Origin of the sequence: Mycolicibacterium litorale, assembly GCF_010731695.1 — a bacterium.
Taxonomy (GTDB): Bacteria; Actinomycetota; Actinomycetes; order Mycobacteriales; family Mycobacteriaceae; genus Mycobacterium; species Mycobacterium litorale.
In genome coordinates this window covers 217,081-231,208 of the sequence record NZ_AP022586.1, presented here as the reverse complement: position 1 = coordinate 231,208, position 14,128 = coordinate 217,081, and the positions used below count along the sequence as shown (strand labels likewise).

The window sequence follows — 14,128 nt, the reverse complement described above, 5'->3', positions numbered from 1 at the left end:
GTATGTGACCTGCATCTCATCTAGGTTCAGCCGAGAACCGGTTCACACGACGAGGTCAGGAGACACGGTGCCCGAAACGGACCTTCCACCGCGGGAGGCAGCCATGCCCAGCGGTGAGCAGTACGTGGCCATGCAGGCCAGCCCCGAATTCCAGGAGCTACGAAACAGGTTGCGCCGCTTCGTGTTCCCGATGAGCGCGGGGTTCCTGATCTGGTACACCACCTACGTGCTGCTCGGTGCGTTCGCGCACGACTTCATGGCGATCCGCGTCTGGGGCAACATCAACGTGGGTCTGCTGATCGGCATCGGCCAGTTCCTCACCACGTTCCTCATCACCGCCGTCTACGTGCGGTTCGCGAACAAAGTAATCGATCCGCGCGCCGCGGCCATCCGCGCCGAACTGGAGGGCCACGCACCGTGACCGTGCTCGCCGCCGAGACCATCGGCAACCCCGTCGCCAACATGGCGATCTTCGCGCTGTTCGTGCTGGTGACGTTGTTCATCGTCATCAAGGCCAGCAAGAAGAACGCCACCGCCACCGAGTTCTTCACCGCGGGCCGCGCCTTCACCGGTCCGCAGAACGGCATCGCGATCAGCGGTGACTACCTGTCGGCAGCCAGCTTCCTCGGCATCGCGGGCGCCATCGCCGTCTACGGCTACGACGGCTTCCTCTACTCGATCGGCTTCCTGGTCGCCTGGCTGGTGGCGCTGCTGCTGGTCGCCGAATTGCTGCGCAACACCGGCAAATTCACCATGGCCGACGTGCTGAGCTTCCGACTCAAGCAGCGTCCGGTGCGGTTGGCCGCGGCCACCAACACCCTCGCCGTCTCACTGTTCTACCTGCTGGCGCAGATGGCCGGGGCGGGCGTGCTGGTCGCACTGCTGCTCAACATCGAAAGCGACCTCGGCCAGTCGATCGTGATCGCGGTCGTCGGGGTGCTGATGATCGTCTACGTCCTGGTCGGCGGGATGAAGGGCACCACGTGGGTGCAGATCATCAAGGCGGTGCTGCTGATCGGCGGCGCCGGCGTGATGACGGTGATGGTGCTGGCGAAGTTCGGGTTCAACTTCTCCGAGATCCTGGGCAGCGCGCAGGCGATGGTCAGCGGCAGCGAGGACGCCAAGGTGGCCGCGCGCGACGTGCTGGCCCCCGGCGCACAGTACGGCGCGTCGCTGACGACGCAGATCAATTTCATCTCCCTGGCGCTGGCCCTGGTGCTGGGCACCGCGGGCCTGCCGCACGTGCTGATGCGCTTCTACACGGTGCCCACCGCCAAAGAGGCCCGGCGCAGCGTGGTCTGGGCGATCGCGTTGATCGGCGCGTTCTACCTGTTCACCCTCGCCCTGGGTTACGGTGCGGCCGCGCTGGTGGGCCCCGACCGCATCCTGGACGCGCCGGGCGGGGTGAACTCCGCGGCACCGCAGTTGGCGTTCGAACTGGGCGGCGTGGTGCTGCTGGGCATCATCTCCGCGGTGGCGTTCGCGACGATCCTCGCGGTCGTCGCGGGGCTGACCATCACCGCTTCGGCGTCGTTCGCCCACGACATCTACGCCAGCGTGCTGAAGAGCCATGAGGTCACCGAGCGCGAACAGGTCAAGATCTCGCGCATCACCGCGGTGGTGCTGGGCACGTTCGCGATCGGGTTGGGCATCCTGGCCCGCGAGCAGAACGTCGCGTTCCTGGTGGCGCTGGCGTTCGCGGTCGCGGCGGCGGCGAATCTCCCGACGATCCTCTACTCGCTGTACTGGCGGCGGTTCAACACCCGCGGGGCGCTGTGGAGCATGTACGGCGGGTTGATCTCGACGATCGTGCTGATCGTGTTCTCGCCTGCGGTGTCCGGGACACCCACCTCGATGATCAAGGGCGCCGACTTCGCGTGGTTCCCGCTGTCCAACCCGGGGATCGTGTCGATTCCGCTGGCCTTCCTCCTCGGCATCGTCGGCACGCTGACGTCACCGGACGACGAGGATCCGGCGATCGCCGCCGAGATGGAGGTGCGCTCGTTGACCGGAGTCGGCGCGGAGAAGGCCGTCTCGCACTGAGGAGCGAATGGGGACCGCCTACCGTCTGAGGGTGTGCCGAGCCGACTGAGCCGTTTCGCGTTCCCCCTGCTGGCGTACGCCTTCGCGGCAATGATGCTCGGCACCACGGTGCCCACACCGCTCTACGCGCTCTACGCCGACCGGATGCACTTCCAGGTGCTGACCACGACGATCATCTTCGCGACCTACGCCGGCGGTGTGCTGTTCGCGCTGCTGGCCTTCGGGAGCTGGTCCGACGCCGTCGGCCGGCGGCCCATGCTGCTGGCCGGCGTCGGGTTCGCGATCGCCAGTGCGGTGGTGTTCCTGGTCGCCGATTCGGTGGCGCTGCTGTTGATCGGGCGTGTGCTGTCCGGTCTGTCGGCCGGTGTCTTCACCGGCACCGCGACGGCCGCGGTCATCGAGGCCGCCCCGGAGCGCTGGCGCACGCGGGCGGCCGCGGTGGCCACGGTCGCCAACATCGGCGGCCTCGGCGCGGGCCCGCTGCTCGCCGGATTCCTGGTCCAGTACGCGCCGCAGCCGCTGCACCTGGTGTTCGTGGTCCACATCGTGATGGCGGTGCTGGCCGGCCTCGCCGTGCTCATCGTGCCCGAGACCTCGCCGCGCGGCGGCCGCGTGGGACTGCAGCGGCTCTCCGTGCCCGGCGAGGCGCTGCCGGTGTTCGTGATCGCCGCGCTGGCCGCCTTCGCCGGGTTCGCCGTCACCGGCCTGTTCACCGCGGTGGCGCCGTCATTCCTGGCCGACGTCGTCGGCGTCGGCAACCACGCCGTCACCGGTGCGATCGTGTGCTCCATCTTCGCCAGCTCGGCGGCCACCCAGATCGCCGCCAACCGCATCCCGCCGCCCCGGGCGGTGGCGGTCGGCTGCGCGATCTTGGTGGCCGGGATGGCGACTCTCGCTGTCGCCCTGCACTTCTCGTCGCTGCCCGGACTCGTCGCGGCGGCGGTGATCTCGGGTGTCGGACAGGGGATGAGTTTCAGCCGCGGGCTGGCCGCAGTCGTCGAACGCACCCCGCCGCAGCGGCGCGCCGAGGTGAGCTCGACGTACTTCGTCGTCGCCTACGTGGCGATCTCGCTGCCGGTGATCGGTGAGGGGCTGGCCGCCCAGGCGGTGGGGTTGCGTACGGCCGGTGTGGGTTTCGCGATCGCCGTCGCCGTGCTGGCCACCGGGTGCCTGATCGCCATCGTGTCCCGGGAGAGGACCCGCGCCGCCTAGCCGCTCTTGCGCCGGAATTCGCGGCGGTTCTCCACCGGGCCGTGCGCCTTGGGCAGCTTCGGTCCGCCGTCGCGGTGGGCGGCGTTGCCCGCCGAGTTGGCCTTCTTTCGTTCGAGGGCCTCCCGGAACTTGCGCTTGGTGTCGTCTTCCGGTTCGTCAGCCATGCCGGCAGCGTAACCCCTGCGAGCGCCCGCCGTCGCCTCCTTTAACGCCGGCCGGGCGGCATCCCGTACAGGTGGGTGATCGGCAGCGTGAGCAGCACCCGCCGGTCGTCGACCATCGCGCGGCGGTAGTCGTCCCAGTCGGGGTGTTCGCCGGCGATGTTGCGGTACAAGGTGATCAACGCCTCGACGGTGTCGTCGTCCGGCGACGCGGCGGGCGGGGTGAGGATCGCGTCACCCTCGGCGACGGCGTAGGCCCAGCCGTCGTCGGAGCTGACGTGGATCGAGGCGCGCGGGTCACGCCGCAGGTTTCTGGTCTTGGCCCGCGGTTCGGTGATCGACACCTGCAGCGCAGTGGCCTGCGGGTCGAAGTGGTAGGTCACGTTCGACAGCTGCGGCCGGCCGTCGCGTTTGATGGTGGCCAGCACTCCCAGCGAGTTACCGCTGATCAAGGCCAACAGCTTGTCGTCGAATACCTGGCGCACCATGATTCGAGACTACGTTCCTACACTCGAAAGTGTGACGGCGATCGACGGCAGCATCCTCGACGGGGTCTCGGCGACCACCCTGTGGACCCTGCACAACCGGGCCACCGAGGCGAAGCGCTCTGACGGCGCGATCCGCGACCCGTGGGCCGTCACGCTGTTCGACGCGATCGAGTACGACTACCTCAAGTTCGGCAGACCCAACCAGTCGCACGCGCTGCGCGCCCGCGCCTTCGACACCGCCACCGCCGAGTACCTGACCGCCCACCCGAAGGCCGCGGTGGTGGCACTCGCCGAGGGCCTGCAGACCAGCCTGTGGCGACTGGACCGCATGGGGGTGGCCGACGAGTTGACCTGGTACTCAATCGATCTCCCACCGGTCATGGCGCTGCGCGAGCAGCTGCTGCCCGCCGACGACCGCATCGTCGCGCTGGCGCAGTCCGCGCTCGACCTGTCGTGGATGGATCGCGTGGACGCCGAGCACGGCGTGTTCATCACCGCCGAGGGGTTGCTGATGTACCTCGACCCCGAGCACGTGACGGCGCTGATCACCGAGTGCGCCGCGCGCTTCCCCGGCGGCCGGATGATGTTCGATTCGATCCCGCACTGGCTGAGCCGTCGCACCATGAAGGGTCTGAAGCTGTCCGACCGTTACGTGACGCCGCTGATGCCGTTCGCGCTGACCGCCGACGAGGGGCTGGAGCTGGCCGACCGGATCCCCGGCGTCGCCGCCGCCCACGACATCCCCCTGCCTCGCGGTCGGGGCCTGTTCAACGCGCTGTTCTGGCCGCCGCTGGACCGGGTGCCGCTCCACCGCCGGAACAGGCCGAGCATCACGCTGCTGGAGTTCGCGTCGTGACGCGCTTCGTGGCGTTCCTGCGCGGGGTCAACGTCGGTGGGGTCAACCTCAAGATGGCCGATGTGGCGGCGGCCTTCACCGACGCCGGCTTCACCGCCGTGAAGACCATCCTCGCCAGCGGCAACGTCGTGCTCGACAGCGACGCCGACGTCGCGTCCGTGCGCCGCACCGCAGAGCAGGCGCTGCGCACCCGGTTCGGCTACGACGCCTGGGTGCTGGCCTACGAGGCGGACACAGTGGCGGCCATCTCGGCGGCGTACCCGTTCGAACGCGAGGTCGAGGGCCACCACTCCTACGTCACCTTCGTCACCGACGATCAGGTGCTCGACGAACTCGCGGCGCTCGCCGCGGACGCCCGCCCCGAGGAGCGGATCGAGCGCGGCCAGGGCGTCGTCTACTGGCAGGTCCCGAAGTCGGGCACCCTGGACACCACGATCGGCAAGACGATGGGCAAGAAGCGCTACAAATCGTCGACCACCACCCGCAACCTGCGCACCCTGGACAAAGTCCTGCGTTCGGTAGATTCGGACAGATGACCGACACATCCGCCGCCAAGGTGGACGGCAGCGCGCTGACCGGCGTTTCGGAGACCGCGCTGCTCACCCTGCAGGTCCGCGCGAGCGAAGCCAGGCGCCGGGATTCGCTCATCGACGACCCGATGGCCGTCGAACTGGTCGACAAGATCGACTTCGACTTCGCCAAGTTCGGGCCGAGCCGCCGTCAGGATATGGCGTTGCGGGCCAAGGGCTTCGACCTCTACACGCGTCGCTACCTGCACGACCACCCCCGGGCGACCGTCGTCGCGCTCGCCGAGGGCCTGCAGACCAGCTTCTACCGCCTCGACGCGTCCGACGTCGGCCACGAGTTCCGCTGGCTGACCGTCGACCTGCCGCCGATGATCGAGTTGCGCGGCAAGTTGCTGCCACCGTCGGACCGGGTGCAAGTCTGCGCGCAGTCCGCCCTGGACTTCAGCTGGATGGACCGGGTCGACGACTCCGAGGGAGTGTTCGTCACCGCCGAGGGACTGCTGATGTACCTGCAGCCCGAGGAGGCGATGTCGCTCATCGCGGCGTGTGCGCAGCGGTTTCCCGGCGGGCAGATGATGTTCGACCTGCCGCCGTCGTGGTTCGCCTGGTGGGCGCGCCACGGTATGCGAACGTCCTTGCGCTACAAGGTTCCTCCGATGCCGTTCAGCCTCAGTGTCGGCGAGCTGGCCGAGCTGACCGACAGCGTGCCCGGGGTGCGTGCCGTCCACGATCTGCCGCTGCCGGAGGGCCGTGGGAAAGTGCTCAACGCCCTGCTGTGGACCATCCAGCGCATCCCGGTGTTCGACCCGGTGCGGCCGGTGTGGACGCTGCTGGAATTCGGCTGACCGGCGCGGGTCGTCAGTCGAACGCCGACTCGACGTAGCGCAGGGCGTCGGCCTTCTCGACGCCGAGCGCCCTGGCGGTGGCGACGAAGTTCTGCGCGGCGGTCGCCATCGCCGTGTCGGCGGGATCCACGCGCGAGACGAAGGTGCCGAACCGCCCCCGGGTCTCGAGCACACCCGCCGTCTCCAGTTCGCGGTACGCCCGCGCCACGGTGTTGACCGCCAGCCCCATCTGCCCGGCGAGTTCACGCACCGTCGGCAGCCGCGTGCCGGGTGAGAGCCTGCCGTCGCGCACGGCGTCGATGATCTGGGTGCGCAGCTGATCGAACAGCGGCCGGGATGCCCTCGCATCGACCGACAACCACGCCCCCACTTCGGCCACGTGCCCAGTATCTCCCACACCGGCTACTTTGGTCATGTGCAGGTGACGGTACTCAGCGGCGCCGGCATCTCCGCCGAGAGCGGGGTGCCGACGTTCCGGGATGTCGAGACGGGTCTGTGGGCCACGGTGGACCCCTACGAGATCTCCAGCGCCGACGGGTGGCGCGCCAACCCCGAGAAGGTGTGGGCGTGGTATCTGTGGCGCCATCACATGATGGACGCGGTGCAACCCAACGACGGGCACCGCGCCGTCGCCGCGTGGCAGGACTTGGCCGAGGTCCACGTGGTCACCCAGAACGTCGACAACCTGCACGAGCGGGCGGGCAGCAGGAACGTCTACCACCTGCACGGCAGCCTGTTCGAATTCCATTGCGATGCTTGTGGTTCACGGTTCGAGGGCACGGTGCCCGACATGCCCGAACCGGTCGAGTCGGTGGATCCCCCGCAGTGTCCGTGCGGCGGGCTGATCCGGCCGAACGTGGTGTGGTTCGGCGAGGCGCTGCCCGACGACGCCTGGCAGCGCTCGGTTCACGCGGTGCTGACCGCCGACGTGGTGGTCGTGGTGGGGACGTCGTCGATCGTCTATCCGGCGGCGGGTCTGCCCGAGATGGCGCTGGCCCGCGGGACGACGGTGATCGAGGTCAATCCGGAGCCCACGCCGCTGTCGGACAGTGCGACGGTGTCGCTGCGCGAGACGGCCGGCGGCGCGCTGCCGAACCTGCTGCAGCGGCTGCCCGAACTGCTGCCGTAGCGGCTAACCCGCCGGCCGCACCGCGCGGCCGAGCGCCACTTCGGCGACCGGCAGCGGCGCCCACGCCGGCAACATCCATTCCCGGCGGGCGTCGTCGACCTCGAAGCCGGCGGCGGTGATCGCGGCTTCGGTGTTGCGGTGGGTGTGGCAGTTGCCGAGCATCCGGGGCCACAGCGTCGCGTCGGCGAACCGCTGCAGCGCCGCCCGCGCGCCGGTGCCTGCGATGTGCTCGAGATAGCGCAGTTCACCGCCGGGCCGCAACATCGAGAACAGTTGACGCACAACGCCGTCGACGTCGTCGACCGAGCACAGCACCAGCGAGCAGACGATGGCGTCGAACGGCTCGGCCGCGCTGAACTGCTCGACGCGGTCGGTGGTGACGGTGACCGGGACGGGCGCGTGCGCCGCGGCGTCACGGGAGTGCGCGGCGAGCCGGCGCTCGGGTTCGACGGCGATCACCTCGGTGACCGTCGGCGGGTAGTGGGCGAAGTTCGTCCCGGTGCCCGCGCCGACCTCCAGCACCCGGCCGCGCAGACCGGAGAGGTTCTCTTTGCGCAGCCTGCGCATCGCCTCGGTTTCGTGGCCTGACAAAGCCGTCCACAGGCGCGCGAAGAACGGATTGTCGACGTCGGTGCTCATCGGACCCCTCCCTTCGGTAGGGCGACCCGCCTACCGCGAGGGTACTGGTTCCGGGTCCTTCGGCGCTCCGGACTCGTTGACCCCGATGCGGTCGTGCAGCCGGGCCAGCGGCCGCGGTGCCCACCAGTTCCACCGGCCCATCAGGTGCATGAACGCCGGCACCAGCAGCATGCGCACCAGCGTCGCGTCGGCCAGGACGGCGAGGGTGAACCCGACGCCGAACATCCGCATGAACGACACCTGGGCGGCGATCAGCGCGGCGAACGAGATCGTCATGAGCAGGGCCGCGGCGGTCACGACCCGGCCGGTGCGCGCCAGCCCGAGCGCGACGCTGCGATCGTTGTCGGCACGGGTGCGCCCAGACTTCAGCCAGAACTCCCGGATCCGCGACATCAGGAAGACCTCGTAGTCCATCGACAGGCCGAAGGCGATGCAGAACAGCAGCACCGGCATGTTCGCGACCAGGGTTCCGGTCGGTGTCGTGCCCAGCGCCCCGAGATGGCCCTCCTGGAAGATCCACACCAGAGCGCCGAACGCCGCCGTCAGCGACAGGATGTTGAGCACCAGCGCTTTCAGCGGCAGCACCACGCTGCCGGTCAGCAGGAACAGCAGCACGAAGCTGATCGCCGCGATGACGCCGAGCACGAGCGGCAGCCGGGAGGTGATGGCCTCCGAGCTGTCGCGGTTGATCTGCGCGGTGCCGGTGAACTGGACGGGCTGGCCGGCGGGTGTCGCGACCGCGTGCAGCGCGTCGAGTTGCCGTTCGGAGGCGTCGGAGAACAGTTCGGCGTTGGTCGCCACGGTGAGGTAGGCGCTACCCCCGTTCAGCCCGCTGGCCGCCGACGGTGGGCCGACGCGGGCGCCGGTGACGTAGGTGCCGCCCGGGGCGGCCACGCTCAGCACGTCGCCGACCCGGGAGAGTTCGGCGGCATAGCGTTCGATGTCCGCGGGGGTCAGCGCGGTCGCATCGGGGATGACGACGGTGACGTCGGTAGCGCTGTCGACGGCGAAGCCGGTGCGCAGCTCGTCGCCCACCTGGCGCGCCGGGGACGACTCCGGTAGCACGCGGTCGTCGGGGAAGCCCCATTTGATGCCGAGGAACGGTGCGCCGAGCACCAGCAGCAGCGCGACGATCGCCACGCCGATCGGGACGGATCGGCGCTGGACGTACTTCGTCGAGCGGTACCAGAACGTCTGCTCGACGGGTTTCGGTGCGGGTTCGGGCCTGCCGAGTGCGCGGCGCAGGAGGCGGCGGACGTCGTACGCGTCGAGCCGGTCGCCGAGCAGCGCGATCGCCGCGGGCGCGACCACGATCGCGGCCGTCGCCGCGAACCCCACGACGGCGATGCCGGCGTAGGCGAACGATTTGAGGAAGTACATCGGGAACAACACCATCGTTGCCATCGACAGCGCGACGGTGAGCGCCGAGAACAGCACGGTGCGGCCCGCGGTCGCCATGGTGGTGACGAGCGCGCGATCGCGGTCGGCGCCGTCGGCCAGCTCGTCGCGGAAGCGGCTGACGATGAGCAGGGTGTAGTCGATCGCGAGTGCCAGCCCCATGGCGACCGACAGGTTGAGCGCGAAGATCGACACGTCGGTGAACATCGTGAGCAGGCGCAGAACCGCCATGGTGCCGACGATCGCGAACGCCCCGACGGCCACCGGCAGCGCGGCCGCGAGCAGCCCGCCGAACACCCACACCAACACGACGAAGCTGAGCGGGATCGCGATCAGCTCCATGGTGAGCAGGTCTTTCTCGGTCTGCCTGTTGATCTCGACGTACGTCATCGCCTCGCCGCCGGCGCGGACGGTGACGCCGTCGCGGTCGTGGACCAGTCGGTCGGCGAGCGCCTTGGCGTGCTTCTGGGCTCCGCTCTCGCCGCCGGTGATGCCGGCGATGACGAGCCCGGTCTTGCGGTCCTTGCTGAGCAGCGCCGGGGCCGCCCCGCGCGGCGCGGTCCATGCCGACGTCACCCCGGCGACGTTGGGGTCGGCTTCGAGTTCGGCGACGATCGCGGTGCCGACCGCGGTGGCCGCCGGTCCCTGTGCGCCGTCCTCGGCGGTCACCGTGATCATCAGGTCCATGTCGCCCTGGTCGAACTCGTCGACGAGCGTCTGGGTGGCGCGGGCCGACTCCGAGGTGGGGTCCTGGAAACCGCCCGCGGACAGCGTCTGGCTCACCGGGATGCCGAAGAGCGCGGCCGCCGCCGCCACCAGGGCCGCGACGCCGAGGATCCGTTTCGGCGCGGCGATCGCCGACCGGGCAATTCGTGTCAGCACGTCCGCGTCCTCTCCCCGACCGATTCGCTACTTGTAACCACGCAAGCGGTTGCCGAATCTTTCAAAGTCGTGACGGCGATTTTCGCGATGAGAAGTCGTCGGCCGATGGGTCTGAACGATGATGGGAAGAGCTCCCAGGTCATTCACAGAAGAGGTTCGGACTCCATGACCAGCACAGACGTGAACCCCGCCGTCACCACCCCGGTGCGCACCGGGACCGACATCGGCCTGCTCGTCCTGCGTCTCGGTGTCGGCGCGACGATGCTGCAGGCGGGCCTGATCAAGGCCTTCGACTTCACCACCGTCGCCGGCTTCATGGAGTCGGGCGGTTGGCGGGCCCCGAAGCTCGCGGCGTTCATGGTCACGGCGGCCGAGACGCTCGGCGGCATCGGGCTGCTGCTCGGTGTGCTCACACCGCTCGCGGCGGTCGCGGTGATCGCGGCGATGATCGACGCCTGGGCGGTCAACGTGTCGGGTGCGGCGTTCTGGTCGGAGCCGTTCAACGTGCCGTTCCTGGTGGCGTTCGGGGCGACGGCGCTGCTGTTCACCGGCGCGGGCGCGTACTCCGTCGACGCCCGGCTGGCTCGGATCCGCTGGTCGACGCGGACCGCCGCGGTGCTGCTGGGCATCGCGATCGCGGCCGCGGTGGTGACGTGGATCGCATTGAACGGGACGAACCCCATCCACCTCACGTCACCTACTGGCTAGAAACCTACCCAAAAGTAGTATTGCCACCATTTTCCGAATCGTGACTCAAAGATTCCTTAATGGTGACTCATACGCTCAGTGTCATGTGGATCGACGACACCAGTGCCGATGTCATCAAGGTTGATTTCGAGGCGCTCTACCACGGTGATTTCCTGGTAGAGGGCGACACCTCCGAGCAGCTCGACGACTGGACCCCGCTCGCCCAAGCGGGGTGAACACGCGCGCCCGTGCGGGCGCGCGTGTTCGTCAGCTGTTTCGCGCGTGTTCGTCAGCTGTTTGCTGCCCCTTGCGCGGTCAACTGATTGAACCGTGTCAGGCGGGAACCGGCTCCGTGGCGGGCTTAACCAGTCCGGCCAGCCGCTCGGTGATCAGCTGCTCGGCCTCGGTGACCATCCGGCTCACCAACTCGCCCACCGTCGGAATGTCGTTGATCAGCCCCATCGACGTGCCGACACTCCAGATTCCGGCGTCCAGATCGCCGATCTCGTAGACCGTCACGCCGCGCTTGCCGGCGACCAGATCCTTCACGTCCTCGAACTGACCGCCCCGGTTGAGGATCTCCACCACCTCACGCGACACGGTGTTGCTCGCCACGCGGGCGGTGTTGCGCAGTGGCCGGAAGATGAGCTCGGTGTCGAGTTCGGTACCCGCCACGATCGCTTCCTTGACCTTCTGGTGGATCGCCGATTCCGCGGTGCACATGAACCGTGAACCCATGTTGATGCCGTCGGCGCCGAGTGCCAGCGCCGCGACCAGGCCCCGGGCGTCGGCGAATCCGCCGGAGGCGATCATCGGGATGTCGATCTTCGCGGCCGCGGCCGGGATCAGCACCAGACCGGGGATGTCGTCCTCGCCCGGGTGACCGGCGCATTCGAAGCCGTCGATGCTGATGCCGTCGACACCGAGACTCTGCGCCTTGACCGCGTGGCGCACCGAGGTGCACTTGTGCAGCACCTTGATGCCGTTGTCGTGGAACATCGGCAGGTGCGGCGCCGGGTTGGAACCGGCCGTCTCGACGATCTTGATGCCGGAGTCGACGATCACCTGGCGGTACTCGTCATAGGGCGGCGGGTTGATCGTCGGCAGGATCGTCAGGTTCACCCCGAACGGTTTGTCCGTCAGGTCCCGGCACCGGGCGATCTCGTTGGCCAGATCGGCAGGCGTGGGCTGGGTGAGCGCGGTGATGAACCCGAGCGCACCGGAGTTCGCGACCGCCGCGACCAGTTCGGCGCGGCCGACCCACTGCATACCGCCTTGGACGATCGGGTGCTCGACACCGAACGTCTCGGTGAACTTGGTGTGCAGACTCATCGGGGCGCCATCCGGATCGCGCCGTCCAGGCGGATCACCTCACCGTTGAGCATCGGATTCTCGACGATGTGCGTGGCCAGCGCGCCGTACTCGTCGGGATCGCCCAGACGCGCGGGGTGCGGCACCTGCTGGCCCAGCGATTTCTGCGCCTCCTCGGGCAGCGAGCCCAGCAGCGGGGTCTTGAACAGACCGGGGGCGATGGTGCAGACGCGGATCAGCTCACGCGACAGGTCGCGGGCGATCGGCAGCGTCATGCCGACCACACCGCCCTTGGACGCCGAGTAGGCCGCCTGACCGATCTGACCCTCGAACGCGGCGACGGAGGCGGTGTTGATGATGACGCCGCGCTCCTCACCGATCGGCTCGGTCTTCGCGATGCGCTCGGCGCTCAGCCGCAGCACGTTGAACGTGCCGATCAGGTTGACCTGGATGACCTTGTTGAACTCGTCGAGCGGGAAGGCGCCGTTCTTGCTCAGCGTCTTGATCGCATTGCCGATGCCGGCGCAGTTGACGTTGATGCGCACCGGGCCCATGGATTCGGCGATGTCGAGGGCGGCGCTGACCTGCTCGGGATCGGTGACGTTGGCCTGGGCGAAGCGGGCCCGCTCACCCAGTTCCTTGACGGCTTCCTCGCCTTTGAGGTCGATGACCACCACGGAGGCGCCACGGTCGAGCAGCCGCTTGGTGGTGGCCAGCCCGAGACCGGAAGCACCGCCGGTGACGACGGCGACGGCGTCTTTGATTTCCACTCGCACATACCTTTCTGTTGGTTGAGGTCGACCGTTCGAATCAGACCTCGAGATCAAACCCAGTCGTTGAGGACTGCTTCGGTGTCCGCACCGGGCACGCCGGGCGGGTGGGGTGTCGACGGCACCGTCCGGGAGAACCGGGGTGCGGGTGCCGGGAAGAGGTAGTCGCCTTCGCGATAGAAGGTGTCGCGTTCGGTGTTGTGCGGTTCGCTCTCCACCTCACCGAAGGACAGCACCGGGGTGACGCAGGCGTCGCTGCCGGCGAAGACCTTCGTCCAGTGGTCGCGGTCGTGTTCGGCGAACGCGGCGGTGAGGCGGTCACGGAGTTCGGGCCACCGGCTCATGTCGTTCTGATCGGGCAGCTCGGCGGGGTCGAGGCCGAGCTTGTCGAGCATCTCGGCGTAGAACTGCGGTTCGATCGCGCCGACGGCGACGTAGCGGCCGTCGGCGGTCTCGTAGGTGTCGTAGTAGGGGGCGCCGGTGTCGAGCATGTTGATCCCGCGCTCGTCGGACCACATGCCCATCGCGCGGAAGGCCCACATCATCTGCGCCAGCACGCTGGACCCGTCGACCATCGCGGCGTCGACGACCTGACCCTTGCCGGAGCGTTCGCGCTCCCACAGGGCGGACAGGATGCCGACGAGCAGGAACATCGATCCGCCGCCGAAGTCGCCCGCGAGGTTGAGCGGCGGCACGGGGCGTTCGCCGGCGCGGCCGACGGCGTGCAGCACACCATTGAGCGAGATGTAGTTGATGTCGTGGCCGGCCTGCTGGCTGCGCGGGCCGGTCTGCCCCCAGCCGGTCATGCGCCCGTAGATCAGCCGTTCGTTGACCTTCGCGCAGTCTTCGGGTCCGAGGCCGAGCCGCTCGGTGACGCCGGGGCGGAAGCCCTCGATGAGCACGTCGGCCTTGGCGATCAACCGCAGGACGAGTTCACGGCCTTCGTCGGTCTTGAGGTTCGCGCCGACCGAGCGCCGGTTGCGCAGCAGCTGGTCACGGCCTTTGGTCGGGATGCCCGGGCCCTTTCCGGGCCGTTCGATGCGGACGACGTCCGCACCCAGATCTCCCAGGATCATCGCCGCGTGCGGACCGGGGCCGATACCGGCCAATTCCACGACACGCAGTCCCTGCAGTGGTCCCGCCATTTCTACCGCCCCTTCGGAGTAGTTGACCGCGACAT

At 68.7% G+C, this 14,128-nt stretch carries 17 protein-coding genes; 9 read left to right on the top strand and 8 right to left on the bottom strand.

From position 1 onward, the window contains the following. The first annotated feature begins 67 nt into the window (after nucleotides 1-67). The 3 genes from G6N30_RS01150 to G6N30_RS01140 all read left to right on the top strand — a co-directional run bounded on the left by G6N30_RS01150 (nucleotide 68) and on the right by G6N30_RS01140 (nucleotide 3,255). Nucleotides 68-421, top strand: coding sequence for a DUF485 domain-containing protein (locus tag G6N30_RS01150; RefSeq protein WP_134055468.1), 354 nt, complete (start codon nucleotides 68-70; stop codon nucleotides 419-421). Between the two features lie 41 nt (nucleotides 422-462). After that, nucleotides 463-2,043, top strand: coding sequence for a monocarboxylic acid transporter (locus G6N30_RS01145; protein ID WP_134057426.1), 1,581 nt, complete (start codon nucleotides 463-465; stop codon nucleotides 2,041-2,043). A gap of 90 nt (nucleotides 2,044-2,133) precedes the next feature. After that, the gene (locus G6N30_RS01140; RefSeq protein ID WP_234880245.1) at nucleotides 2,134-3,255 is read left to right on the top strand and encodes an MFS transporter; all 1,122 of its coding nucleotides are present in this window, start codon (nucleotides 2,134-2,136) and stop codon (nucleotides 3,253-3,255) included. On the opposite strand, the gene G6N30_RS01135 is transcribed toward G6N30_RS01140, so the two are convergent. Together G6N30_RS01135 and G6N30_RS01130 are read right to left on the bottom strand one after the other, a co-directional pair. Next, nucleotides 3,252-3,419, bottom strand: a complete 168-nt coding sequence (locus tag G6N30_RS01135) for a DUF5302 domain-containing protein (RefSeq protein WP_163687310.1) — start codon at nucleotides 3,417-3,419, stop codon at nucleotides 3,252-3,254. The two genes, G6N30_RS01140 and G6N30_RS01135, sit on opposite strands and share 4 nt — an antisense overlap. Nucleotides 3,420-3,460: 41 nt before the next feature. Further along, on the bottom strand, nucleotides 3,461-3,904 hold the full coding sequence (locus G6N30_RS01130) for a PPOX class F420-dependent oxidoreductase (protein ID WP_134055471.1): 444 nt from the start codon (nucleotides 3,902-3,904) through the stop codon (nucleotides 3,461-3,463). On the opposite strand from G6N30_RS01130, the gene G6N30_RS01125 reads away from it, so the two are divergent. The 3 genes from G6N30_RS01125 to G6N30_RS01115 are packed head-to-tail and all read left to right on the top strand — an operon-like array spanning nucleotide 3,903 to nucleotide 6,132. Then, nucleotides 3,903-4,760, top strand: a complete 858-nt coding sequence (locus G6N30_RS01125) for a class I SAM-dependent methyltransferase (RefSeq protein WP_134055473.1) — start codon at nucleotides 3,903-3,905, stop codon at nucleotides 4,758-4,760. The two genes, G6N30_RS01130 and G6N30_RS01125, sit on opposite strands and share 2 nt — an antisense overlap. Then, on the top strand, nucleotides 4,757-5,296 hold the full coding sequence (locus tag G6N30_RS01120) for a DUF1697 domain-containing protein (protein WP_134055475.1): 540 nt from the start codon (nucleotides 4,757-4,759) through the stop codon (nucleotides 5,294-5,296). Before G6N30_RS01125 ends, G6N30_RS01120 begins: the two co-directional genes overlap by 4 nt. Beyond that, nucleotides 5,293-6,132, top strand: a complete 840-nt coding sequence (locus G6N30_RS01115) for a class I SAM-dependent methyltransferase (protein ID WP_134055477.1) — start codon at nucleotides 5,293-5,295, stop codon at nucleotides 6,130-6,132. Before G6N30_RS01120 ends, G6N30_RS01115 begins: the two co-directional genes overlap by 4 nt. Nucleotides 6,133-6,145: 13 nt before the next feature. Here G6N30_RS01115 and G6N30_RS01110 read toward each other — a convergent pair whose 3' ends face one another. Then, a complete protein-coding gene (locus tag G6N30_RS01110) occupies nucleotides 6,146-6,511 on the bottom strand; it encodes an Rv1152 family transcriptional regulator (RefSeq protein ID WP_166674609.1) in 366 nt (121 codons plus the stop codon). A gap of 36 nt (nucleotides 6,512-6,547) precedes the next feature. On the opposite strand from G6N30_RS01110, the gene G6N30_RS01105 reads away from it, so the two are divergent. Continuing rightward, nucleotides 6,548-7,261, top strand: coding sequence for an NAD-dependent deacylase (locus tag G6N30_RS01105; protein ID WP_134055481.1), 714 nt, complete (start codon nucleotides 6,548-6,550; stop codon nucleotides 7,259-7,261). 3 nt (nucleotides 7,262-7,264) lie between these two features. Here the strand turns inward: G6N30_RS01105 and G6N30_RS01100 are convergent, their stop codons facing one another. Both G6N30_RS01100 and G6N30_RS01095 read right to left on the bottom strand, forming a co-directional pair. Then, nucleotides 7,265-7,900, bottom strand: a complete 636-nt coding sequence (locus G6N30_RS01100) for a class I SAM-dependent methyltransferase (RefSeq protein ID WP_134055483.1) — start codon at nucleotides 7,898-7,900, stop codon at nucleotides 7,265-7,267. Nucleotides 7,901-7,930: 30 nt separating this feature from the next. Continuing rightward, the gene (locus G6N30_RS01095; RefSeq protein ID WP_134055485.1) at nucleotides 7,931-10,180 is read right to left on the bottom strand and encodes an MMPL family transporter; all 2,250 of its coding nucleotides are present in this window, start codon (nucleotides 10,178-10,180) and stop codon (nucleotides 7,931-7,933) included. A 165-nt stretch (nucleotides 10,181-10,345) separates the two neighbouring features. On the opposite strand from G6N30_RS01095, the gene G6N30_RS01090 reads away from it, so the two are divergent. After that, nucleotides 10,346-10,888, top strand: a complete 543-nt coding sequence (locus G6N30_RS01090) for a DoxX family protein (RefSeq protein WP_134055487.1) — start codon at nucleotides 10,346-10,348, stop codon at nucleotides 10,886-10,888. Between the two features lie 83 nt (nucleotides 10,889-10,971). Beyond that, nucleotides 10,972-11,103: a hypothetical protein gene (locus tag G6N30_RS27315; RefSeq protein ID WP_264007090.1), complete on the top strand. Its 132-nt coding sequence runs from the start codon at nucleotides 10,972-10,974 to the stop codon at nucleotides 11,101-11,103. Nucleotides 11,104-11,200: 97 nt separating this feature from the next. Here G6N30_RS27315 and G6N30_RS01085 read toward each other — a convergent pair whose 3' ends face one another. Genes G6N30_RS01085 through G6N30_RS01075 form a run of 3 tightly spaced genes read right to left on the bottom strand, consistent with a single transcriptional unit; the run spans nucleotide 11,201 to nucleotide 14,093 of the window. Beyond that, nucleotides 11,201-12,199 carry an NAD(P)H-dependent flavin oxidoreductase gene (locus G6N30_RS01085; RefSeq protein ID WP_134055489.1) on the bottom strand — a complete coding sequence of 333 codons (999 nt, stop codon included), beginning with the start codon at nucleotides 12,197-12,199 and terminating at the stop codon, nucleotides 11,201-11,203. Continuing rightward, nucleotides 12,196-12,948, bottom strand: coding sequence for a 3-hydroxyacyl-CoA dehydrogenase (locus G6N30_RS01080; RefSeq protein ID WP_134055491.1), 753 nt, complete (start codon nucleotides 12,946-12,948; stop codon nucleotides 12,196-12,198). Before G6N30_RS01080 ends, G6N30_RS01085 begins: the two co-directional genes overlap by 4 nt. Nucleotides 12,949-13,001: 53 nt before the next feature. After that, nucleotides 13,002-14,093, bottom strand: a complete 1,092-nt coding sequence (locus tag G6N30_RS01075) for a CaiB/BaiF CoA transferase family protein (RefSeq protein ID WP_134055493.1) — start codon at nucleotides 14,091-14,093, stop codon at nucleotides 13,002-13,004. Nucleotides 14,094-14,128 lie beyond the last annotated feature (35 nt).